20 protein-coding genes and 1 pseudogene are annotated in these 20,388 nt (G+C 65.9%); 17 read left to right on the top strand and 4 right to left on the bottom strand.

What is annotated here, in order from left to right; all coding sequences use genetic code 11:
* The first annotated feature begins 86 nt into the window (after positions 1–86).
* The 11 genes from IEY31_RS15185 to IEY31_RS15135 all read left to right on the top strand — a co-directional run bounded on the left by IEY31_RS15185 (position 87) and on the right by IEY31_RS15135 (position 10,002).
* Positions 87–1,034 carry a carbohydrate ABC transporter permease gene (locus IEY31_RS15185; RefSeq protein WP_188973485.1) on the top strand — a complete coding sequence of 316 codons (948 nt, stop codon included), beginning with the start codon at positions 87–89 and terminating at the stop codon, positions 1,032–1,034.
* 77 nt (positions 1,035–1,111) lie between these two features.
* Positions 1,112–1,894: a carbohydrate ABC transporter permease gene (locus tag IEY31_RS15180; protein WP_188973548.1), complete on the top strand. Its 783-nt coding sequence runs from the start codon at positions 1,112–1,114 to the stop codon at positions 1,892–1,894.
* A 2-nt stretch (positions 1,895–1,896) separates the two neighbouring features.
* Positions 1,897–2,916 (top strand): glycoside hydrolase family 43 protein, encoded by a 1,020-nt coding sequence (locus tag IEY31_RS15175; protein ID WP_188973483.1) that lies wholly within the window; start codon positions 1,897–1,899, stop codon positions 2,914–2,916.
* On the top strand, positions 2,913–3,836 hold the full coding sequence (locus IEY31_RS15170) for a glycoside hydrolase family 43 protein (RefSeq protein WP_188973481.1): 924 nt from the start codon (positions 2,913–2,915) through the stop codon (positions 3,834–3,836). Before IEY31_RS15175 ends, IEY31_RS15170 begins: the two co-directional genes overlap by 4 nt.
* Before the next feature lie 229 nt (positions 3,837–4,065).
* Positions 4,066–5,133 (top strand): L-dopachrome tautomerase-related protein, encoded by a 1,068-nt coding sequence (locus IEY31_RS15165; RefSeq protein WP_188973479.1) that lies wholly within the window; start codon positions 4,066–4,068, stop codon positions 5,131–5,133.
* Positions 5,134–5,629: 496 nt separating this feature from the next.
* Entirely contained in the window at positions 5,630–6,091 is a 462-nt protein-coding gene (locus tag IEY31_RS15160; RefSeq protein ID WP_373289180.1) for an acyl-CoA thioesterase, read from the top strand.
* Positions 6,081–6,245, top strand: a complete 165-nt coding sequence (locus IEY31_RS15155; RefSeq protein ID WP_188973477.1) for a hypothetical protein — start codon at positions 6,081–6,083, stop codon at positions 6,243–6,245. The genes IEY31_RS15160 and IEY31_RS15155 overlap by 11 nt, the downstream gene beginning before the upstream one ends.
* On the top strand, positions 6,245–6,625 hold the full coding sequence (locus IEY31_RS15150; protein ID WP_229723669.1) for a ribonucleotide reductase stimulatory protein: 381 nt from the start codon (positions 6,245–6,247) through the stop codon (positions 6,623–6,625). Before IEY31_RS15155 ends, IEY31_RS15150 begins: the two co-directional genes overlap by 1 nt.
* Positions 6,609–8,696 (top strand): class 1b ribonucleoside-diphosphate reductase subunit alpha, encoded by a 2,088-nt coding sequence (nrdE, locus tag IEY31_RS15145; protein ID WP_188973473.1) that lies wholly within the window; start codon positions 6,609–6,611, stop codon positions 8,694–8,696. Before IEY31_RS15150 ends, nrdE begins: the two co-directional genes overlap by 17 nt.
* 9 nt (positions 8,697–8,705) lie before the next feature.
* The gene (locus tag IEY31_RS15140) at positions 8,706–9,725 is read left to right on the top strand and encodes a ribonucleotide-diphosphate reductase subunit beta (RefSeq protein ID WP_188973471.1); all 1,020 of its coding nucleotides are present in this window, start codon (positions 8,706–8,708) and stop codon (positions 9,723–9,725) included.
* The gene (locus IEY31_RS15135; RefSeq protein WP_188973469.1) at positions 9,718–10,002 is read left to right on the top strand and encodes a thioredoxin domain-containing protein; all 285 of its coding nucleotides are present in this window, start codon (positions 9,718–9,720) and stop codon (positions 10,000–10,002) included. The genes IEY31_RS15140 and IEY31_RS15135 overlap by 8 nt, the downstream gene beginning before the upstream one ends.
* Before the next feature lie 228 nt (positions 10,003–10,230).
* On the opposite strand, the gene IEY31_RS15130 is transcribed toward IEY31_RS15135, so the two are convergent.
* Positions 10,231–11,166, bottom strand: coding sequence for a DUF5996 family protein (locus tag IEY31_RS15130; RefSeq protein WP_188973467.1), 936 nt, complete (start codon positions 11,164–11,166; stop codon positions 10,231–10,233).
* 205 nt (positions 11,167–11,371) lie between these two features.
* Positions 11,372–11,923, bottom strand: a complete 552-nt coding sequence (locus IEY31_RS15125; protein ID WP_188973465.1) for a (4Fe-4S)-binding protein — start codon at positions 11,921–11,923, stop codon at positions 11,372–11,374.
* A gap of 137 nt (positions 11,924–12,060) precedes the next feature.
* Between IEY31_RS15125 and IEY31_RS15120 the strand changes: the two genes are divergently transcribed.
* A complete protein-coding gene (locus tag IEY31_RS15120) occupies positions 12,061–12,363 on the top strand; it encodes a GNAT family N-acetyltransferase (protein ID WP_188973463.1) in 303 nt (100 codons plus the stop codon).
* 181 nt (positions 12,364–12,544) lie between these two features.
* Here IEY31_RS15120 and IEY31_RS15115 read toward each other — a convergent pair whose 3' ends face one another.
* Together IEY31_RS15115 and IEY31_RS15110 are read right to left on the bottom strand one after the other, a co-directional pair.
* Positions 12,545–13,435 carry a DMT family transporter gene (locus IEY31_RS15115; RefSeq protein ID WP_229723667.1) on the bottom strand — a complete coding sequence of 297 codons (891 nt, stop codon included), beginning with the start codon at positions 13,433–13,435 and terminating at the stop codon, positions 12,545–12,547.
* Positions 13,436–14,017: 582 nt separating this feature from the next.
* Positions 14,018–14,230: a hypothetical protein gene (locus IEY31_RS15110; protein ID WP_188973461.1), complete on the bottom strand. Its 213-nt coding sequence runs from the start codon at positions 14,228–14,230 to the stop codon at positions 14,018–14,020.
* A gap of 102 nt (positions 14,231–14,332) precedes the next feature.
* Between IEY31_RS15110 and IEY31_RS15105 the strand changes: the two are divergent.
* The 5 genes and pseudogenes from IEY31_RS15105 to IEY31_RS15085 all read left to right on the top strand — a co-directional run bounded on the left by IEY31_RS15105 (position 14,333) and on the right by IEY31_RS15085 (position 20,300).
* Positions 14,333–15,526: pseudogene (locus IEY31_RS15105) on the top strand (IS701 family transposase).
* Positions 15,527–16,284: 758 nt separating this feature from the next.
* Positions 16,285–17,133, top strand: a complete 849-nt coding sequence (locus tag IEY31_RS15100) for a carbohydrate ABC transporter permease (protein WP_229723666.1) — start codon at positions 16,285–16,287, stop codon at positions 17,131–17,133.
* Positions 17,130–18,011 (top strand): carbohydrate ABC transporter permease, encoded by an 882-nt coding sequence (locus IEY31_RS15095; protein WP_188973456.1) that lies wholly within the window; start codon positions 17,130–17,132, stop codon positions 18,009–18,011. Before IEY31_RS15100 ends, IEY31_RS15095 begins: the two co-directional genes overlap by 4 nt.
* A 62-nt stretch (positions 18,012–18,073) precedes the next feature.
* Positions 18,074–19,366 carry an ABC transporter substrate-binding protein gene (locus IEY31_RS15090; protein ID WP_188973454.1) on the top strand — a complete coding sequence of 431 codons (1,293 nt, stop codon included), beginning with the start codon at positions 18,074–18,076 and terminating at the stop codon, positions 19,364–19,366.
* Positions 19,367–19,496: 130 nt separating this feature from the next.
* Positions 19,497–20,300 (top strand): IS5 family transposase, encoded by an 804-nt coding sequence (locus IEY31_RS15085; RefSeq protein WP_188973452.1) that lies wholly within the window; start codon positions 19,497–19,499, stop codon positions 20,298–20,300.
* Positions 20,301–20,388 lie beyond the last annotated feature (88 nt).

The following is a 20,388-nucleotide window of genomic DNA, read 5'->3' as shown; positions in this document are numbered from 1 at the left end:
GTGGCCCGGCCCTTCCTTCTCGCCCGGCGAGATGAGGTGGTCCGGGCCGCCCTGTCGAACGACTTCACGCGCGAGGTATTCCGTTCATGACCATCACCCGAGCGCCCACCCGGACCACCACGGCACCGGCTCCCGCGCCGCGCCGCCGCATTCCGCTGGAACCCTACCTCTACCTGTTGCCGCACGCCCTGCTGTTCTTCGTCTTCACGGTGTATCCCATCGGCTACGGCCTGTACATCAGCCTGCACCGCTGGGACCTCCTGAATCCGGTCAAGACGTTCGTGGGCTCCGAGTTCTACCGCAACCTGTTCACGCCGGGCACGCCACAGGCGGACTTCTTCTGGAAGACCCTGTGGAACACGACGTTTTTCACGGTGGTCAGCGTGCCGCTGCTGATGGCCGCGGCGCTGGGACTGGCGCTGCTGCTGCACCGTCCGATTTTCGGGCGCACGTTCTTCCGGGCAGTGTTCTTTATGCCCGGCATCCTGACGGTCTCGGTGATGGGCATCCTGTGGCGCTGGATGTTCGACAACCAGATCGGGCTGGTCAATGCCGCGCGTGACGCGCTGCTGGGCGCCCCACCCATCCCCTGGCTGTCCACCGAGGGCCTGGCCTGGGTGCCGATTGTGGTCGGGACGGTGTGGTGGACCCTGGGCTTCAACATGACGCTGTACCTGGCCGCGCTGGGCAACGTGCCGCTCAGCCTGTACGAGGCGGCCTCGCTGGACGGCGCCACGCCGTGGCAGAGCCTGCGCTTCATCACCCTGCCGCTGCTGGCCCCGGTCACGCTGTTCGTGTTCGTCACGACTGCGTTGTCGTCTTTCCAGCTGTTCGGTCAGTCGCTGCTGATCACGGGCGGTGGCCCGAGCCGCTCCACCCAGAGCGTGATTCAGTACATCACCGAGGAGGGCTTTAGCAACGCGCAGTACTCCAGCGCCGCCGCGATGGGTTTTGTCTTCGGGCTGATCATGCTGATCTTCACCGCCGCGCAGTTCGGCATCATGGCGCGCGACGTGAAGGGAGACGGGGCGTGACGGGTCTCACCCCCGCCCACCCACCCAGGCGCCGCCGGCTGCTGCCGCGCGACATTCCACGTTTCCTGCTGCTGTGTGTGCTGGCCGTCATCTTTCTGGCCCCGGTGTACTGGATGCTCTCCACCTCTCTGAAGCCCGAGGCCGACGCCATCGCCACGCCGGTGCAGTGGATCCCGACGCAGCCCACCCTGGACAATTACCGCGAGATTCTGACCTCGCCGGACGGCAACATCCTGCGCTGGACCTGGAATTCGCTGTACGTGGCCCTGGCCTTTACCGGGCTGCACGTCGCCCTGTGCGCGCTGACCGCCTACCCACTGGCCCGCATGCGCTTTCCGGGCCGCAACGGCTGGTTCTGGTTCATTCTGTCGAGTCTGATGATTCCCGGCATCGTGACCCTGGTTCCCACCTACATCATGATGCTCAATTTTGAGTGGATCAATTCGTACCACGCGCTGATCTGGCCGGGCCTGAGCGGGGTCTTCGGGGTCTTCCTGCTGCGGCAGTTCTTTATCGGCATCCCGCGCGAACTGGAAGAGGCCGCGAGGCTGGACGGGGCGGGCAGCCTGCAGATCCTGTGGCGCATCATCTTGCCGCTGAGTGTTCCGGCACTCGCGACGCTGGCGGTGTTCGCCTTCATGGGGTCGTGGAACAACTTCCTGTGGCCGCTGTACACCGTTACCGACGTGGACAAGATGACCCTGCCGGTGGGCATCACCACCTTCTCGCAGCGTTACGTGACCGAATACGGCAAATTGATGGCCGCCACCACCCTCGCGGCCGTTCCCGCCCTGATCGCTTACCTGATCGCGCAGCGCTTTCTGGAAGCGGGCCTGTCCACCACCGGGCTCAAGGAGTAGACATGCGGCGTTCCCCCCTGCTTCTCGGTCTCACGGTCCTGGGGTTTGCGGCCCCGTCCCTGGCGGGCGGCGGCTCCACGGCGGCTCAGCCTGGGACCCCGGCCCCCGCCACGTTCCGCAATCCGGTGCTTGACGAGAATTTTCCCGATCCCGGCATCCTGCGGGTCGGTTCCACCTACCACGCCTACTCCACCAACAGCGCGGGCGCCAACGTGCCGCACGCCGTCAGCCGCGATCTGGTGCACTGGGAAGTGAAGGGAGACGCCATGCCGGCGCTGCCCCGCTGGGCCAGAGGCGGCCGCACCTGGGCTCCCGAGGTGGCCCAGATCGGGAAGACCTTCGTGCTGTACTTCACCGCGCAGGACGCCGCCAGCGGCCGCCAGTGCATCGGCGCGGCGACGGCAGCCTCCCCTGCGGGGCCGTTCATGGATACCTCGGGCAAGCCGCTGGTCTGCCAGCTGGGCGAGGGCGGCAGCATCGACGCCAGCCCCTTTCAGGACAGCGACGGCACACGCTATCTGCTGTGGAAAAACGATGGCAACTGCTGTAACCAGGCCACCAACCTCTACCTGCAGCCGCTCAGCGCCGACGGGCTGAAGCTGACCGGCAAGGCCAGCGCCCTGATCCAGAACTTTGCGCTGTGGGAGGGCAACGTGATCGAGGCCCCCACCCTGCACCGCGCGGGGGGCGTGTACTACCTGCTGTATTCCGCCGGGCCATACGACAGCGACCTGTACGCGGTGGGGTACGCAACGGCCCCGCGCGTGACCGGCCCGTACAAGAAGGCTCCCGACAATCCGGTGCTGGTGAGCCGGGGCCAGGTGGCCGGACCCGGGCACCAGACGGTGGTGAGCGACGGTGCAGGCCGCACTTGGCTGGCCTACCACGCCTGGACCGCCGGACGCACCTCGGACGCGGCGGGCGGCTACCGCAGCCTGCGCCTGGATCCAGTGAATTTTGTGGGAGGCCGGGTCAGTGTGGCCGGGCCAAGTCTCGCGCCACAACGGGCGCCGAAACCGTGAGTCCTTCACCCGGCCCGTTGCCGTCCGGCCCCCTGTACCCTGGATACTTTGCCGATCCCTTCGTGCTGCTTGAGGGCGGCGTGTACTACGCCTACGGCACGGGCCTGCACGGCGAGGCGGGCACGCGGGCCTTCGAGGTGCTGTCCTCGCCGGATCTGGTGCACTGGACCCCGCACGGCGGCGTGCTGGAGCCGCTGAGTGCACAGCGGATGGACTACTGGGCCCCGGAGGTCGCGCGCCAGGGCGAGACGTTTTATCTGTATTACTCGGTGGGCGACGGTGACCAGGGCCATCACCTGCGGGTGGCGACCGCGGCGCATCCGCTCGGCCCTTTCGTGGATCTGGGCGTGAACCTGACGCCGGACGAGCCGTTCGCCATTGACGCGCACCCGTTCCTGGCCCCCGACGGCACCTGGTGGCTGTATTTTGCGCGCGACGATCTGGGCAGCGGGCGCCCCGGAACGGTGCTGGCCGTGGCCCCGTTGCACAACATGACCCGGCTGGGCGAGATCCGGACCATTCTGCGGGCCAGCGGCGACTGGCAACGGTACGAGCAGGGACGGGCCATGTACGGCGGCGTGTATGACTGGCACACCCTGGAAGGGCCCTTTGTGCTGTGGCGGGACGGTCAGTTTCACCTGCTGTACTCGGGTGGGGCCTGGATCAATGAGACCTACGGCGTGGGGTACGCCGTCGCTCCGCATCCGCTGGGGCCGTGGACCGAACCTGTTCCGGGCGCCCATGTGCTGCGCACGGCAGGCCCACTGCTGGGGCCGGGCCACGCCAGCGTCACCACCCTGGGCGGCCAGGACATCCTGGTGTTTCATGCCTGGGACGCCCACCACACCCACCGGCAACTGCACGCTGCTGCGCTGTCGTGGGAGGAAGGTCGGCCCATGGCCCGGCCCCGATCGTCGTGACCTCCAGGAACGACATGACCCGCTGCAAAAGGTGAGATCATTTGCGAAGCGGGGGGACGCACCGTCTATCGGCGGCCGGGACAACGCCCACGCGGTGACTCCCTGCTGTGGGGAGGACCAACCAGCCCTTCAGACAACCGCGGTCGCAACATTGCCCCTCTGAAGATTTCCGCAACCTACCCGCCCTGCAACCTGCACCGTCGAAATTGCGGCCATGCTGCAATGGGGCATGCCCAAGACCCACAGCCCAGCAGCTCCCAGCCGCAGCGAGGTCTACGCCAGAAGTCCGCTTCCGCTCGCCAACGGCACCTTCGCACCTGGTGGGCGGCTGGTGGTCAGCCACCACCCGATGTTCGGAACGCCGCAGCGCGTGTCGGTCTTCACCGGACCCGATACGCTGGAGCCGTTCCCCAGTGCGGCCTGGAATACCCCACGCGACAACGACGACGACTGGCTCGACGCGGTTCAGGGCCTGCGCACCGACACGCAGGGCCGCGTCTGGCTGCTGGACATGGGCAGCCGCAGCGGCATTACTCCTAAATTCGTGGTCTGGGACTGCGCGGCAAACGCGCTGTCGCAGATCATCCGGCTGCCCTCGTCGGTGCTGAACGAATATTCCGAGCCGAACGATTTCGTGATCGACGAGCGTCACGGCGCGGTGTATATCGCCGACGAGGGCGCGGGAAACGGCGGGGACGGCTCGCGCGGGGCGCTGATCGTCGTGAACACCCGCACCGGACAGGCCCGCCGCCGGCTGGAGGGCCGCCCCGGCATCCTGGCCGAGGACTGCCCCATCGTCATCGAGGGCCGCGAGGTGACGGAGGAGACACGCGGCGCCGGGCGGCGTGGGCTGCGCGTCGGTGTCGACGGCATCGCCCTTGACCACAGGGGCGAGTGGGTGTACTACGGGCCACTGACAGGCAACGCCATCTGGCGGCTGCGGACCCGTGATCTGCTGGACGAGCGCCTGGACGACGACGGGTTGCAGCGACGCGCCGAGCATTACGCGGACCGGCCCAACACGGGCGGCATGTGGATGGACGCGGCCGACAATCTGTATCTCACCGAAATCGGGGGCGCTGCCATCGGCTGCATCCGTCCGGGCGACCGTTCGTACCGGCGCGTGCTGACGCGTGAGGACCTGTACTGGCCCGATGACGTGATTCCGGGCCCGGAGGGCGCACTGTACGTGGTGGTCAGCCAGTTGCCCAGTGCACCGCCGCTGAACGCGGGGGAACGGCAGCCCACCCTCCCCTTCCTGGTCGTCCGGTTCTGGCCGCAGGAGGACGGTACCTGAACCTGGCAGTCGCCCGGCTGAGGCGCCACCCGGTGGGTCACAGCCCAGGCGCAGGGCGGCGATCGTTCAGGCGCGAGCAGCGTCCCGGAGCCCTTCCGGCACAGCGGTCATACGTGCGTCTCGACCTGCAGGGTCCTGACTGCACCCGGGGACCAGATGCAGTACAGTGACGGCGCTGCCCCCACGGGCAGCCTCCGCAGGAACCGAGGGAAGTCCGGTCATACCTGTGCGCCCCAAAGGCGCAGCAGGCTCAGTCCGGCACAGTCGCGCTACGGTTTTCAGTCCGAACGCTCGCCTCGCGGAGCCCACGCCTTCTCGTGCCTGCTCCCGCGTCAGGAGCCAAGGGTGACCACCGTGCCGAACTAGTTGTGAGCTGACCGTCTTTGCCGTCCCCAGGGGACTGTGCGGGGGCGTTTTTTCTTTTCTGACCCTGCTATGACCGGTGCCTGCATCCGCACCGGTGTCTCTGCCTGCGCGCATTTTTGTGAGGTCACCCATGGACTGTCCCGCACTGGACCGCCTGAATCCGCCGCCCGGCGACATGCAACGCCGCCTCCTGGCCCGCCTCCACGCCCCGGAGACCCGCGTGACGCATGTGGTCTTTCCGGGCGACACCAACCACCACGGCACGCTGTTCGGCGGCGAGGCCCTGTCGTTCATGGACAGCGCCGCCTTTATCGCGGCCACGCGCTACTGCCGCCGCAAGGTGGTCACCCGGCACCTGGACGCCATGGAATTCACCCGTCCTATTCCGCAGGGCAGCCTGGTGGAACTCGTCGCCCGCGTGATCCGCACCGGGCGCAGCAGCATGACTGTGCTGGTGGAGCTGTTCATCGAGGAGATGTACAGCGAGTGCCGTGAACTGGGCTGCACCGGAACCTTCGTGCTGGTGGCGCTTGGAGATGACGGACAGCCCACCGCCGTGCCCAGCCTGATGGACCAGACCAGTGCCCCGTGAAGCAGACGCCCTGAGCGCTGTCCTGCCGGGCGCAGCGCGGGGCTGTGGCGTGATCCCGGAGACGGACGTGCGGCGGGTGGTGGGCATGCTGGCGGCGGAGGCCCGGATGTTCCGGGCGGGGCGGCGCGGTGGACGAGGACTGGAGCCGGAGTGATGCTGCTGGCCTACGACTCCCTGACCGGCAACGTGCGCCGGCTGGCACTGGAGCTGGCCGGACAGCTGGGCGCCGCCGTGGTGGACGTGCGGACGCAGGCTCCAGCCCATGAATACCTGCTGCTGACCTACACCTTCGGTTGCGGACAGGCGCCAGACAGCACCCGCAATTTTCTAGATCAGCACAGCCCGCTGCTGCGCGGCGTGGTCGCCAGCGGCTCGTACCACTGGGGGAACAATTTCGCCCGGGCGGCGGACGTGATCGCCGCCCGCTACGGCGTGCCCGTCGTCGCAAAAGTCAACAAGGGCGGCACCGCCGCCGACCGCGTGCGGGTCCTGACGTGGTTAAGGGAGCACAACCGATATGGAACGCTGGATTGAACTGAACAACCTGGTGCTGGCCGGAACCCTGGTACAGCCGCAGCATGATCTGGACGCCCTGCAGGCCTACTTTCAGGAGAAGGTCAACCCCAACACGGTCTTCTTCCACAACCTGGCGGAGAAGGTGCGCTACCTGACCGAGCAGGGTGTGTGGGACGCCGGGCTGTTTGAGCGCTACACACCCGAAGAGGTGCAGGCGGTCTTTGAACGCGCCTACAGCGCCAAGTTCCGCTTCCGGTCCTTTATGGGCGCGTACAAGTTCTACAACGAGTACGCTGCTATGACCCCGGACCGCACCCGCTGGCTGGAGCGCTACGAGGACCGCCTGAGCGTCACCGCCCTCGCGCGTTCGGCAACCGTGGAGGAGGCATTGGAACTGGTGCATCACCTGGTGGGCCAGACCTTTACCCCGGCCACGCCCACGCTGATGAACTCCGGCAAGGCGAATACGGGCCGCCTGGTCAGCTGCTTTCTCTTGCAGGACTGCACCGACAATCTGGATTCCATCACAAAAACATTGTCCTTCGTGGCCGAACTGAGCAAGGGCGGCGGCGGCATCGGCGTGGAGGTCAGCAACCTGCGGGCGCGCGGCGAGAGCCTGCGCGGTATCCAGAACGTCACCAAGGGCGTGATGGGCGTGGCCAAGATGCTGGACAACATGCTCAGGTACGCCGATCAGGCCGGGCAGCGTCCCGGCGCGGGGGCCATCTACCTGAGCGTGATGCATGCCGACTTTCTGGACACCCTGGGCGCCAAGAAGATCGCCACCGACGAGGACGCCCGCCTGAAGACCCTCAGCGTGGGGGCCACCATCCCCGACATCTTTATCGAGAAGGTGCGGGCGGGCGAGGACATCTACCAGTTCTACCCGCACTCGCTGTGGCAGGAAACCGGGCGCGAGTTCACCGACATCGACTGGACGCGCGAATACGACGCGCTGGCCGACAACCCGCGCATCCGCAAGAAGCGCGTGTCGGCCCGCCGGATTCTGGAAGAAATCGCCGTCACGCAGGGCGAGAGCGGCTACCCCTACCTGCTGTTCGAGGGCCATGCCAACCGGGCCAACCCCATTCCCAACGTCGGCAGCATCAAGATGAGCAACCTCTGCTCGGAAATCCTGCAACCCACCCTGCCCAGTTATTTCCACGGTTACGGGCAGGAAGGCAGGGACCGCATCGGGCTGGACGTGTCGTGCAATCTGGCCTCGCTGGTCATTGAGCAGACCATGGGCAGCGGCGACATTGGGCGGGTGGTGGGCGCGGCGGTGCGGATGCTGGACAACGTGGCCCGCTCCACCTGCGTCGCAGAGGTGCCCGCCGTGCGCCGCGCCAACGAGGAGATGCGCTCGGTGGGCCTGGGCGCCATGGGCCTGCATTCCTTCCTGGCCGGCCGGGAGCTGATCTACGGCTCTCCCGAGGCGCTGGAGTTCGTGGACGTGTTCTTTGCCGCCGTGCACTACCACGCCCGCCGGGCGAGTATGGAAATCGCGCGGGACACGGGCTTCGTCTTCGCGGGCTTCCAGGGCAGCCGCTACCAGTCCGGCGAACACTTCGCGCAGTACCTGGAACGGGACTTCGCGCCGAGGATGCCGGAAGTCGCGGCCCTGTTTGACGGTCACGCCCTGCCCACCCGTGCCGACTGGAAGCAACTCGTCGCCGACATCAAACGGCACGGCCTGGCCCACTCGTTCGTCATGGCCGTCGCCCCCACCGGCAGCATCAGCTACGTGTCCAACGCTTCAGCGAGCATCATGCCAATCACGGAAAGGGTGGAGACGCGCACCAGCAACAAGGCGCGCACCATCTACCCCATGCCGGGGCTCAGCACCGAGACCGAGTGGTACTACGAGGAGGCCTACGACATGGACCAGCGCCGCGTGCTGGACACCGTGGCTGCCGCGCAGAAACACGTGGATCAGGGCATCTCCTGCACGCTGTTCGTCCCGGCCAGCGCCACCACCCGCACCCTGCAGGCGTATTACCTGTACGCCTACCGCCTGGGCATCAAAACCCTGTACTACACGCGCCTGCGCAAGTCCAGCCTGCAGGAATGCCTGAGCTGCGTCGTTTAAGGAGTCCGCATGTCATCCCCACCCTTCTCCGCCACCAACTGGTCTGACCCCGAGGACAGCTTCTCGGCCACCTTCTACGAGAAATACACCTCCCAGCTGTGGTTTCCCGAGGAAATCCCGCTGAGCAACGACGCCCTGGTCTGGATGACCCTCGGGGACGCCGAACGCTGGACGTACATCCACGCCTCGGCTGGCCTGAACGCGCTGGACACCCTGCAGGGCGAGGTGGGCATGCCGGCCCTGCGCGGCCTGGTGGACGGCCACATCCGCAAGGCGACGCTGCAGTTTCAGGGCATGATGGAGGACATCCACGCCCGCAGCTATAGCCTGATGAACAAGACGTTCCTGACAAGTGGCGAGGAACGCGGGGTCTTCGAGTGGGTGCGGACGCAGCCCCACCTGCAATTCAAGATCGCCCTTATTCAGGGTGTGTTCAATAATCCCGACGTGTCCACGCTGGGCCTGTGGAAGAAGATGGTGGTGTCGTGCATGCTCGAAACCGCGCTGTTCTACAGCGGCTTCTTCTACCCGCTGTATCTGGCGGGGCAGGGCCGCATGGTCTCGGCGGGCGAGATCTTCAATCTGATCATTCTGGATGAGGCGCTGCACGGCGTGTACGTGGCGCTGCTGGCCCAGGAAAAGTTCAGCCTGATGTCGGGGGCCGAACAGGCGTATGCCAGGGCGTGGTACGAGGGAACGCTGCAAACGCTGTACAGGAACGAGTTGGCCTACACCGAAGTCCTGTATGCGGACGTGGGACTGGCCGGGGAGGTCAAACGCTTCATCCGCTTTAACTTCAACGTGCTGGCCGACAATCTGGCGCTGGAACGCACCTTCGCCGACGAGGAGATCAACCCGGTGGTGCAGAACGGCATCCAGTCGCGCGGCACCACCCACGACTTCTTCAGCGCCAAGGGCAGCAGCTACAGCAAGATCACCACCGAAGCGATCACCGACACCGACATCGAGGCGCTGTGGGCGGGCCGCTTCCCTGATCTTCAGCCCAGTGTGCAGGTGGGCCATGGCTGAGACCCGGAGCCCCACCGCGCCCTTTGTGCTGCTGACCCAGGATCACTGCCCCAGCTGCGAGCGCCTGAAGTTGATGCTCGCCAGGCCCCTGAAGGGCCAGTTTGACGCCCAGATCGAGGTGGTGCACCGCCAGCAGCAGCCAGGAGCATTTGCCGCGCTGACGGAGAGCAGTGGCGTTCGCAGCACGCCGGCGCTGATTCACCGGTCCACCGGCCGGGTGCTCCTGAACACCGGAGGACTGGGCCAGGTCCGGGGCTTTCTGCTGGAACAGGACTGAATCCACACCGCGAAGGGCCGAGGCGGCGCTCAGCGTTCATGGTAGGGCCAGAAGCAGGGCGCGTGAAGGCGAGCCGGCGATCAGGCGTGAGGTCGCAGAAATAGAGAGCCCCGAACACGGACCTGGACCCCATGACCCACAGGCCCGGTCATGTTGCGCTGGTGATTCGGTCCGCCGCCACTGCTCCAGCAGCTGGAGGCGGACACACCTGCCGGGGCGCAGCCGGGGTCAGCGCGCTGGCAACCTATCCGCACCGAACTCCAGTTCGGCCCGGTTCCAGTGTCCCAGTTCCGCCGCTGCCACGTAGGTGCTCTGCAGAAACGCCAGCAGCGTCGCGTCCGGCTCTGCTGCCGTGCGCACTGCCTCGTAGGGCAGCACAAACTCCCCCAGGTCTGCGTGGTAGTACGCCGCGGCCGGCTCCACCTGGGCCGTCCTGAAGCCGGACGGCTCCGGGTAGGCGTAGGCATAGAACGCCGCCTCGCCCAGTCCGGCCCCCGGCCAGAACCCCGCGCTTGACAATTCGTGGGAATACGCCTCTTCCATCACCCAGTCCGCGCAGTTGGGCGCCCCGCCGGGATGCCTGGGCGCCGTCCGCCCTGAAAAGCGCGTCACCGCCAGGTCACTGGCCCCCCAGAAGTAATGCACCGGGCTGACCTTGCCCAGAAAGCGCGAGCGGAACACGCCAAGGACCCGGTGGATGCTCAGCAAGGCCTGCCAGTACCGCGCCACCGCCTCCGGGTCATACGCCGCGTGGCCGTGGTCGTCCGGGAAGGGCGTGATGGGGTCAGACAGCTCCACCGGTCTGGGCCAGATCTCCACACTCAGGCCAAGGTTGTCCAGGACCACCATCAGGGCCTGGTAGAACCCGGCGACACTCAGCCCCTCCAGCGCGAAGGAGGGGGCCTCGCCTGTGGCCGTCACCACCGCGAGGTGATGACGACGGAAATCGAACTCGATCTCGAAGGTGCCGTGCGGATGGTGGATCGGCCCGGTGGTCAAGCCGCGGGCGCCCGGATACAGGGTGACGTGCCAGGAGTGGTTGGCCCAGGGGGTCAGGGCCAGCCGGACCTTGCCGACGATCTGGGTCCACAGGTGCAGGGTTTCCATGGTGTCCTGCCAGGGTTCAAGCGGCAGGGGCGGCCAGGCATCATGGGTCAGGGTCATGCGTCCTCCAGAGGGTGGGTTCAGGGCCTGTCGGGCAGGTGGTCTCGCTGGACAGGGTGCGGCCACCGGGAAAGAGGGCGGGCCTGTTCAGCGCGCCTCAGGCAGGCGGTCAGGTCGGGATCGGCGGGTCCCGCCAGGGTCAGGAGAGGCCAGAACTCTTCCGGGGCACGGCCAGACAGGTGGGTCCCCACCCCTGGCGCCCGCATCACTCCCCGAGCAGCGCAGCGTCGGCCTGCTGTCCGTCCTCCCGGTGACCGTCGCCGCGCAGGGCGGCCGAGGCCTGACCCCCGGGCTGTTCGCTCTTCCAGCCGATCCTGGCGTGCGTGCCGTCGCAGAAAGGCTTGTGGCCGCTTGCGCCGCAGCGGCACAGCGCGGCCCGGACCTCGCGCACCTCACCCTCCGGGGTCTGAATCACCAGGTCACCGCGCAGGGTCAGCGGGCCGTCCATGACCGGCGTCAGCGTGGTGGGCACGGCTGGGGCTTCCGGAGGCCCCCCGTGCAGGGCGTAGTGCAGCGCGCCCGTCGGGCAGGTCCGGACGATCTCGGCCACACGCTCGGCAGAGGCCTCGTTTTGCAACTGAATCCAGGGGCGCTCCTCCGGGCGAAACACGGCAGGCAGCCCACGGACGCAATTGGCGACGTGGGTGCAGCGCGTGGCGTCGTACGACACGCTCACCCCATCGCCGGTGTACACCTTGCCCCGCAGGAGGTCCTCACCCACCGGTTGATGTTGCTGGGTTTGAGAGTGCTGGGTCATGGGTCAGATTAATGCATTGGCCATCAACATGGGCGGAGAGCCGGCGACAACGGAGGCGGGCCACTATGATCATCGCAGCCCTCAGCGCCGATGCCGGGCAGCGCAGAGCGGGAAGTCTGAGACACGGGAGGCCAGCTATGGCAGAGATCATCAAGAACGAGGACCAAGGGCGGTATGAGGTCAGGGTAGACGGTCAGGTGGCCGGGTTTGCCGAGTACCGTCTCGTGGGGGACGCCGTGATGCTGCCCCACACGGAGATTGACCCCCAGTACGAGGGCCAGGGCCTGGGAAGCCAGGTGGCCCGGTTCGCCCTGGACGACGTGCGTCAGATGGGCCGGCTGGCGATTCCGATGTGCCCCTTCATCGCCAGTTACATCCGGCACCACCCGGAGTACGTGGATCTGGTGCATCCGCAACAACGCGGCGTCTTTCACCTGTAGGCGGCCGTGCTGCCCTCTGCCGGGTGGTGCCATCGAGGTGACGGGAACATGGGGACAGCACACCCTGTGGCCCTCGCAGGCGCAGTCCCCCTTGGCCTCACGCCCGGCACTCTCCTGGCGGTCCAGGCCCAGGCCGTCAGCCCAGACCGGGGGGGGCCGCCGCCACTGGCCAAGAATGGGGTCACGCGTCGACCACCGGGCGGCGGGCCGGAGCCCTCAGGACCACGCTGATACCCGAGACCGCGATCACCAGCATGCCCAGCAGGCTGACGGCGTCCGGCACCTGATCAAACACCAGCAGCCCGATCAGGGCTGCCCACAACAGTTGTAGGTAGGACAGCGGCGCAAGCAGGGAGGTCGGCGCCTCCCGGAAAGCCAGCGTGAAGAACAGGTGGCCCAGACCGCCGCTGACCCCCAGGCTGAACATCAACGCGGCGGTGGCCACGGTCAGGACCGGGCCGCCCAGCACGAACGGGGCCACCAGCCCGAAGACCAGCGTGCCGGCCACCGCAGACTGGTACAGCAGGCTCACCGTCCGTTCGCCGATCAGCAGGCGGGAGAGCAGCTGATAGACCGAATTGAAGACGGCCGCCAGGAAGGCAAACAGGACCCCCAGGGTGTCCAGCGCGCCGCCAGGCCGCACGATCAACAGCACGCCCAGAAATCCGCCGATCACCGCAAGCCAGCGCGACAGGCTCAGCCGTTCGCCCAGGACCGGTCCCGCCAGCAGGGCCAGCAACATGGGGGCCAGAAAGACGATGGACGTGGCTTCTGCCAGTGGCAGCCGGGACAGGGCGTAGCCCATCATCAGCGTCACCAGCACCAGGCTCAGGGACCGGGCGGCCACCAGCACCGGCCGGTGGGTGACGAACAGCGCGCGCCGCGGCCGGGGCAGCAGGGCGGTCATGAGCAGCAGCTGGCTCGCGTAGCGCACGGCGGCCACCACCGGCACCGGGTAGTGGGCGGTCAGTACCTTGGTGGTGCCGTCCAGGCAGGCAAACATCAGCAGGGCGGCGCAGTACAGCAATACGCCGCGCACGGGACGGGGGGCGGCCAGCGGCAGCGTGGTCACCGGGCGGAGCCTGGGCGATTGGAGTCAGCACGGCCGTGACCTACCCGGCCCCGGCCGGGGCCAATCAGAAGGGCGGCGCAGCTCCCGGCGGTCCTAGACACGGTTCTGTCTACCACGCGGCGCCGTGAAGAGTCTCCGGGAAGAAGCCGGAATACCCGCGCCTGTCCAGGCGGTCAGGTTGCCCGACCCGGCCAGAAAGTCCCGCCCACACCTACTGGACGGGAAAGGAGATGCTAGCTTTCAGCGTTCCGGAGGCTGCTCCGGCAGGTCTCCCAGGAGTGCAGCGGGCAGCGCGAAACGAACTGCTCCGGAATGTCCTGTTCCCCGTCCTGGGTGGTCCACCCTGCGGGAACATCAGTATCGGCATCCGGACTTTGGGAAGGCTCAGTCATAACGCTCCTTCTGCAGGTCTTTGCTTCACGGGGGCGGTGTGGGCGCCCGCGCAGGCGCTGAAGGTGAATTCTGCGGAGGCGGTCGTCATGCGTAGTCTCTTCGGGCAGAGCAGACAGGGCAGACGGAAAGCGGTTGGGGTCACGCCTGAGAACCCAGCAGCGGCATATCTGGTGAAGTGCCGTACAGCGGTCACAGGAGCATCACCGAGACACTCAGCGCCGCCAGGGCGAGCGGCAACGTGAACGCCTGGCTCAGCTGAGTGTGCCCAATGACAAGCCCAGTCTGGGGCGGCCCGGCCAGGTAGCCGGCATAGAACACGGCCGTCAGCAGGGCGATGCCGGCGCTGAAGGTCAGCGGGGCCAGGACGCTCAGGCCCGCTCCGGCGAACGTGAAGCCCAGCACGGTTCTCAGGGCCGAGTCAGTCCAGGTGACCAGCGCGAAGCCGGCCGTGGCCGCGAGGGCCGCTTAGTACTACAGTTGCAGTTAGCAACGGTAAATTGAAGCATGTTGCATCTCAGCGCCCGACAGCAACCTCGGCGCTGGTTGGCAGATCTTGAAAGGCTCCACCAGCGCATTGCCCCTCATTTTGCTCGCAGTGAACAACGTCAGCGTGCCCTGGCGTATCTCCACGCGCTCTTGAGCCCAGTCGAACGCAAGAACGGTTGGCAAGTCGCCAAGCACATCGGCGAGCGTACCCCATTCGGTGTCCAGCGGCTGCTGTTCACCGCCCGGTGGGAGGCAGACGTCGTGCGTGATGACCTGCGCCAGTACGTGCTTGAGCACCTCCAGACACCAGATGCCGTCCTGATCCTTGATGAGACGGGCTTCCTCAAGAAAGGCACGAAATCTGCCGGTGTCCAGCGGCAATACAGTGGGACGGCCGGCCGAATCGAAAACTGCCAGATCGGTGTCTTCCTCGCGTACGCCACCTCTCAGGGCACGGCCCTGATCGACCGGGAGCTGTTCCTGCCGAAGAGCTGGGTGGATGATCATGCTCGTCGTGCTGCAGCGAAGATTCCCGAGACCATTCGGACCGCCACCAAACCACACCTGGCTTTGGAGATGCTCACACGGGCGTTTGAAGGCTGCGTGAACGCCGCCTGGGTCACGGGCGATTCGGTGTACTCGGCGTATAACGTCCGTGCCTTTCTTGAACAGCGCCAACAGCCCTACGTCCTGGCCGTCGCGTCAAACCCTCATGTGTGGGTCTGGGACCCGATGGGTCCCAGACAAGCGCATGTCGCTGATATTGCTGCGCAGTTTGAGCCCCACCAGTGGCAGACGTTGAGTGCAGGATCTGGAAGCAAGGGAGAACGCCTTTTTGACTGGGCCTGGGTCAGTGTGACCGAGCTCATGGGTCCCGCCGGTACGGCGGGACTTGGGGCGACTGCGCCCGAGGGATTCGAGCGCTGGGTGCTGGCTCGTCGGTCATGCAAAGGCGCCACGGACCTGGCGTATTTCATGGTGTTTGCGCCCTTGGGCACGACCTTGGGTGAGGTCGTGCGCGCGGCTGGGTCACCCTGAGCAATTGAAGTGGCCTTCGAGATGGTCAAGGGGGACGTGGGGCTTGATCAGTACGAGGTTCGCTCCTGGGTCGGGTGGTACCGGCACATCACGCTGGCAATGCTTGCACACGCGTTCCTGACCGTGGTGACTGCCCACGAGAAAAGGGGGGGTCAGCCCACGACGAAGACCTGATCCCATTGACCGTGCCTGAGGTCCGTCGCCTCTTGCTGCTGGCGTTGCCACAGCACAGGTCCAGCGCGCTGGTGTGGTGGTGGTCGTGGTGGAGACGCCGCCATCAGGCGCACGCCAAACGAAGGCATGTCCAAGTCCAACAACGCCGCCTCATCCGTTAATTGCAGCTGTAGTACTAATGTGGACAGGTTATTTGGGTTCAGGTCACTGAACACATGGCGGTGACGCTGGCCGTGTGCCGCACTCACCCTGCGGTGCGGCCGCCTTTGGCCAGTCAGAGCGCACCATGAAGGGCGGGTGACACCCACAGTGACCAGGCTCCATGTTCTCCGGACGGCCACACCGCGGCATGTGCCCCCACAGAAGGTCCGAACAGGACAGAAAAGGTCCAAAGTTTGACTTTTGAATCGATTAACCCATACTCTCAAGGCGATTCAAGCGCTCGACACCTTATGGGAGATTCCTGCCGTGATCCCTGCCCTGCCCACCGTTAATCCTGCGAATCTCACTGCGGCCGCCCGCCACGCTAATGCTCCCGGTCTTCCCAGCTCCGCCAGCGGCTTTCGACCGTCATGGTGGGGGCCGGGCCGGGAACGGGGGGCGGTCGGCCACGGCCCGGCCCACGCCGTTCTTCTCTCTGGAAGGAGGTTCCAGGCGGATTGGCCCAGCGCAGGAACACCCAGTCCGTGATTGCACGTCAACCTGTCCGGCCGAAAAGCAGGGCGCCGGGCTATGCCCGGGTGAGCTGGTGGCTGTTTGTGCCCACCCTGGTGCCGGTGATCATTCTGTCCATCTGGCCCCTGCTGCAGGGCCTGTACATGGGGTTTACCAGCGATGAACTGGGGGCGGCCGGCCGCAGTTTCGTGGGGCTGGCCAACTTCCAACAGATGCTGGGCGACACCCAGTTCTGGGCCTCCTTCCGGATTGGTGGCGTGTGGGCGGTGGTGGTCACCGCCGGAGTCATGGTCCTGGGCCTTGGCCTGGCCCTGCTGCTGAACGCCGGGCTGCCGTTTCAGGGTGTCGCCCGGGTGCTGGTCCTGATTCCCTGGGCCATTCCGCCCGTCATCAAAGGCGTCATCTGGCGCCTGGTGTACCACCCGACCAGCGGCGTGCTGAATTCGGTGCTGCTGTCCCTGGGCGTCATCAACACGCCGATCGACTGGCTCAACAGTTTCGACTGGGCGCTGCCCGCCGTGATCGTGGTGGGCATCTGGACCGGTCTGCCCCAGGCGACGGTGGTGCTGCTGGCCGGCCTGCAGACCATTCCCGAGGAACTGAAGGAGGCCGCCGCCCTGGACGGCGCGTCCAGCACGCAGCAGCTCCGTCACGTCACCCTGCCGCTGATGGCGCCGGTCATCTTCGCCGTCACGGCGCTGGAGTTCATGTGGAATTTCAACTCGTTCGGCCTGGTCTACACCCTGACGGCCGGCGGCCCCGCCGGGACCACCCGGCTCCCGATGCTCTTTGCCTATGAGGAAGCCTTTCAATACGGCCACCTGGGGTATGCCTCGGCGCTGGGGACCGTGATGGTGTTGATCGTGGGTCTGGCGCTGGCCTACAGCGTCCGCCGTCAGCTCCGGGACGCCGCACCCAGGGAGACCCTATGACCCGAACGCTCCAGCCCCGCGCCCCGGCCGCTCCGGGCAGACCCAGGCGCCGTCCACGGCTGCAACCGGCCCGCATCCTCATGGGCCTCCTGCTGCTGCTGTTTGTGGTCTTCCTGTCCTTCCCACTGCTGTGGTTGATCTCAACGGCGTTTAAACCGCTGTCGGAAACGTTTACCGCCGGGCTGCTCCCGAAACAGCCCACCTGGGCCAACTTCAACGAGGCCATCAACGACCTTGGCGTGCTGCAAAGCGCAGCCAACACCTTCAAGGTCAGCATCATCTCCGCGCTGCTGACGCTGGCCATCGCCACCCCGGCCTCGTACGTTCTGGCCCGGCGGCCCAGTCCGGTCAACCGGGCGGTGCTGGTCTGGATTCTGATCACGCAGACCTTCCCGGTCATCCTGATCATCGTGCCGCTGTTCCTGATTCTGGCCCGCGTGGGGCTGGTCAACACCCACCTGGGACTGATCGTAGTGTACGTGGTCTGGAGCCTGCCGTTCGTGCTCTGGATGTTGCAGGGCTACGTCTCGGGCATCCCCAACGAACTGGAAGAGGCCGCAGCGGTGGACGGGGCCACCCAGGTGCAGACCATCACCCGCATCCTGCTGCCACTGTTGATTCCGGCGCTGGTGGCCACCGGCCTGTACGCCTTCGTCAACGCCTGGAACGAGTTCTTTTTCGCGCTGGTCCTGCTCAAGTCCCCGGAACTGACCACCATTCAGGTCAATCTCTCGAAACTGCGCGGGATCGAGGGTCTGGCCCGCTGGGGGCCGCTGGCCGCCGGCAGCCTGCTGGCCACGCTGCCCACCCTGGTGCTGTTCGGTTTCATGCAGCGCCGACTGGTGTCTGGTCTGCTCTCCGGCGGCGTCAAGGCCTGACCCCGGCCCGTCGGCTTTCGTCTCCCCTTCACCCGGTCACACTGTATTCAGGAGGTCCCACCATGAAAAGCACCCTGCTCGTCTCCGCCGCGCTGCTCACGCTCGTCTCCTCTTCCCCGGTCCAGGCCCAGTCCGCTCCGGTCAAGCTCCGGTTTGTCAGCCTGGCCTGGCAGACCCAGGCGATCGCCGCCGTGAAGGAGGCGGTGGCCGGCTGCAACGCGGCCAACAAGAATGTTCAGGTGGAGTACCAGCAGGTGTCGTGGGACTCGGTCCAGGACTACCTGACCACCTCGTTCCAGGCCAGGAACGTGCCGGACGTCTTTCACTTCGAGTCCACGCCTGTCATGGAGTTCGCCGCGCAGGGGGTGCTGACCGACATGTCCAAGCTGATCCCGGCCGAGATGAAGAGTGACATTGCGCCCGGCGCGTGGGCCACCGTCACGGCGGACAACGGCGCGATCTACGGTGTGCCGTTCCTGTGGGAATCGCTGATCACCATCTACAACAAAGACCTGTTCAAAGCGGCAGGTCTTCGCATTCCCACGGTCGCCAAGCCGTGGACCTGGACTGAGTTTCAGCAGGCCTCCAAGAAACTGACCGTGGACAAGAACGGCGACGGCACGCCCGAGCAGTACGGCTCGGCCTTCGGCCTGCGCTCGCCCACCAACCGGATCATGAACCTGTCCCTGGGTTTCGGCGGCACCTATTTCTACAAGGACGGCGGCAGGTACGTGGTCCGCGTGGGAGACAAGGAAAAGGCGCTGCTCAAGATTCTGCTGGACATGCAGTACACCTCCAAATCATCGGCGCCGGAAAGCCTGACGGCCCAGAGCCCCGAACTGTTCACCGGATTTTTCTCCGGCAAGTTCGCCATGCTGCCGGGCATCGGCGTGTGGGCGCGCCAGACCATTGCCGAGACCGGGCCCAAGAACTTCAACTGGGGGGTCTTGCCGCCCATCAAGGCCACCACCCAGGCCCAGGGATCGGCGACCCAGACCCTGAGCATTCCCGCCGCGTCCGCCCACAAGAAGGAGGCGGCCCAGTTCATCACCTGCTTTGTCAGCCGGGTCAACAACGGCAAGCTGGCCGCCGGCGACTGGCTGTTCCCGACCCGACAGTCCTCGCTGCGCGGCGCCCCCTTCCAGAACGAGGCCAACGGGTGGCGGGTGGCCAGCGACTCGGCCAAGCACCTGACCATGGCCCCCTATCAGGAGGTCAAGGGCTACACCGAGGTCAAGAACAAGGTGCTGACGCCCACCTTCCAGCAGATGCTGGCCGGCCGAATTACGCTGGACGACGCGGCCAGGCAGATCGAGAAGGAAGGCAACGCCATTCTTGCTAAGTACTACAAATGAGACGCTCTTCCCAGGGTGTCAGGACGGGCGTGGCGTGGCCCTGAACATCAAGGACGGCGCGCGCGGCTAGAGGCTGGAGGACAGGCCATCCAAAATTGCGGGAGGGAATCTGCTGGGTTCAGAATCGGGTGTGACGCGACGTGCCTACCCCAGCGATGTTGATGACGAGACGTACCACTTTCTGCTGCCGTATCTGGCCCTGAGTGCAGAACACGCGCCACAGCGGAAATACCTCCTCCGAGACGTGTTGAACGCGTTGTTATGGATGAGCCGCACTGGAGCGCAATGGGAATATTTACCGCATGAATTTCCCCCGCCTGAGATCGTACGATCTCAGGCTCAGCGCTGGTTCGCTGCCCACTGCTTTGAAAACGCGGTGCATGACCTGCGACTGTTCACCCGGGTGCAGCAGCAACGCGGTGGGGAACCCACCGCGATCATCGTGGATAGTCGAACCCTGCAGAGCACGCCAGAGAGCGGCCATCGTGCCGGGTATGACGGCGCCAAGCGGCGCAAGGGCACCAAAGTCCACCTGGTTGTCGATACGCTGGGCCACCTCGTGACCCTGATGACGTCCCCAGCGCATGAACAGGACCGGGCACAGGTCAAAGACCTGTGCCGAGAAGCACAGGCGATCACCGGCGGGATGCTGGAAGTCGCCTTCGTGGATCAGGGCGATACCGGACAAGCGACTCAGGACGCGGCCAGGCAGAGCAATATCGAACTGGTGGTCGTGAAGCGTTCAGACGCTTCACGTGGCTTCGTGCTGCTCCCCAGGCGCTGGGTGGTCGAGCGTTCCCTGGCGTGGTTATCACGCTTTCGTCGCCTGGGGCGAGATTTGGAACGCCTTTCTTCCACTCTTCTCGGCTTTCATTTCGTCGCTGCTTGCGTTCTGATGTTGGCGAAAATTGAGGGTGCCCCACTGACGGCCTGACACAAAGTATAAGAAAGCGTCCCCGGTAGGGGACACTTTCTGTTTGTGACAACCGAAAATGCCACCGGGGACGCGTCCCGACTCTACC

The sequence above is a fragment of the Deinococcus aerolatus genome (genome assembly GCF_014647055.1).
Taxonomy (GTDB): domain Bacteria; phylum Deinococcota; class Deinococci; order Deinococcales; family Deinococcaceae; genus Deinococcus; species Deinococcus aerolatus.
The sequence above is the reverse complement of the archived record's forward strand: the minus strand, read 5'-3'. Positions and strand labels throughout refer to the sequence as shown.

Bases quoted from the DNA above. Each gene is read 5' to 3' on its own strand.
- IEY31_RS15185 (WP_188973485.1), top strand. From the start codon at position 87: ATGACCATCACCCGAGCGCCCACCCGGACCACCACGGCACCGGCTCCC.
- IEY31_RS15175 (WP_188973483.1), top strand. From the start codon at position 1,897: ATGCGGCGTTCCCCCCTGCTTCTCGGTCTCACGGTCCTGGGGTTTGCG.
- IEY31_RS15165 (WP_188973479.1), top strand. From the start codon at position 4,066: ATGCCCAAGACCCACAGCCCAGCAGCTCCCAGCCGCAGCGAGGTCTAC.
- IEY31_RS15160 (WP_373289180.1), top strand. From the start codon at position 5,630: ATGGACTGTCCCGCACTGGACCGCCTGAATCCGCCGCCCGGCGACATG.
- IEY31_RS15150 (WP_229723669.1), top strand. From the start codon at position 6,245: ATGCTGCTGGCCTACGACTCCCTGACCGGCAACGTGCGCCGGCTGGCA.
- nrdE (WP_188973473.1), top strand. From the start codon at position 6,609: ATGGAACGCTGGATTGAACTGAACAACCTGGTGCTGGCCGGAACCCTG.
- IEY31_RS15140 (WP_188973471.1), top strand. From the start codon at position 8,706: ATGTCATCCCCACCCTTCTCCGCCACCAACTGGTCTGACCCCGAGGAC.
- IEY31_RS15135 (WP_188973469.1), top strand. From the start codon at position 9,718: ATGGCTGAGACCCGGAGCCCCACCGCGCCCTTTGTGCTGCTGACCCAG.
- IEY31_RS15130 (WP_188973467.1), bottom strand. From the start codon at position 11,166: ATGACCCTGACCCATGATGCCTGGCCGCCCCTGCCGCTTGAACCCTGG.
- IEY31_RS15125 (WP_188973465.1), bottom strand. From the start codon at position 11,923: ATGACCCAGCACTCTCAAACCCAGCAACATCAACCGGTGGGTGAGGAC.
- IEY31_RS15120 (WP_188973463.1), top strand. From the start codon at position 12,061: ATGGCAGAGATCATCAAGAACGAGGACCAAGGGCGGTATGAGGTCAGG.
- IEY31_RS15095 (WP_188973456.1), top strand. From the start codon at position 17,130: ATGACCCGAACGCTCCAGCCCCGCGCCCCGGCCGCTCCGGGCAGACCC.
- IEY31_RS15090 (WP_188973454.1), top strand. From the start codon at position 18,074: ATGAAAAGCACCCTGCTCGTCTCCGCCGCGCTGCTCACGCTCGTCTCC.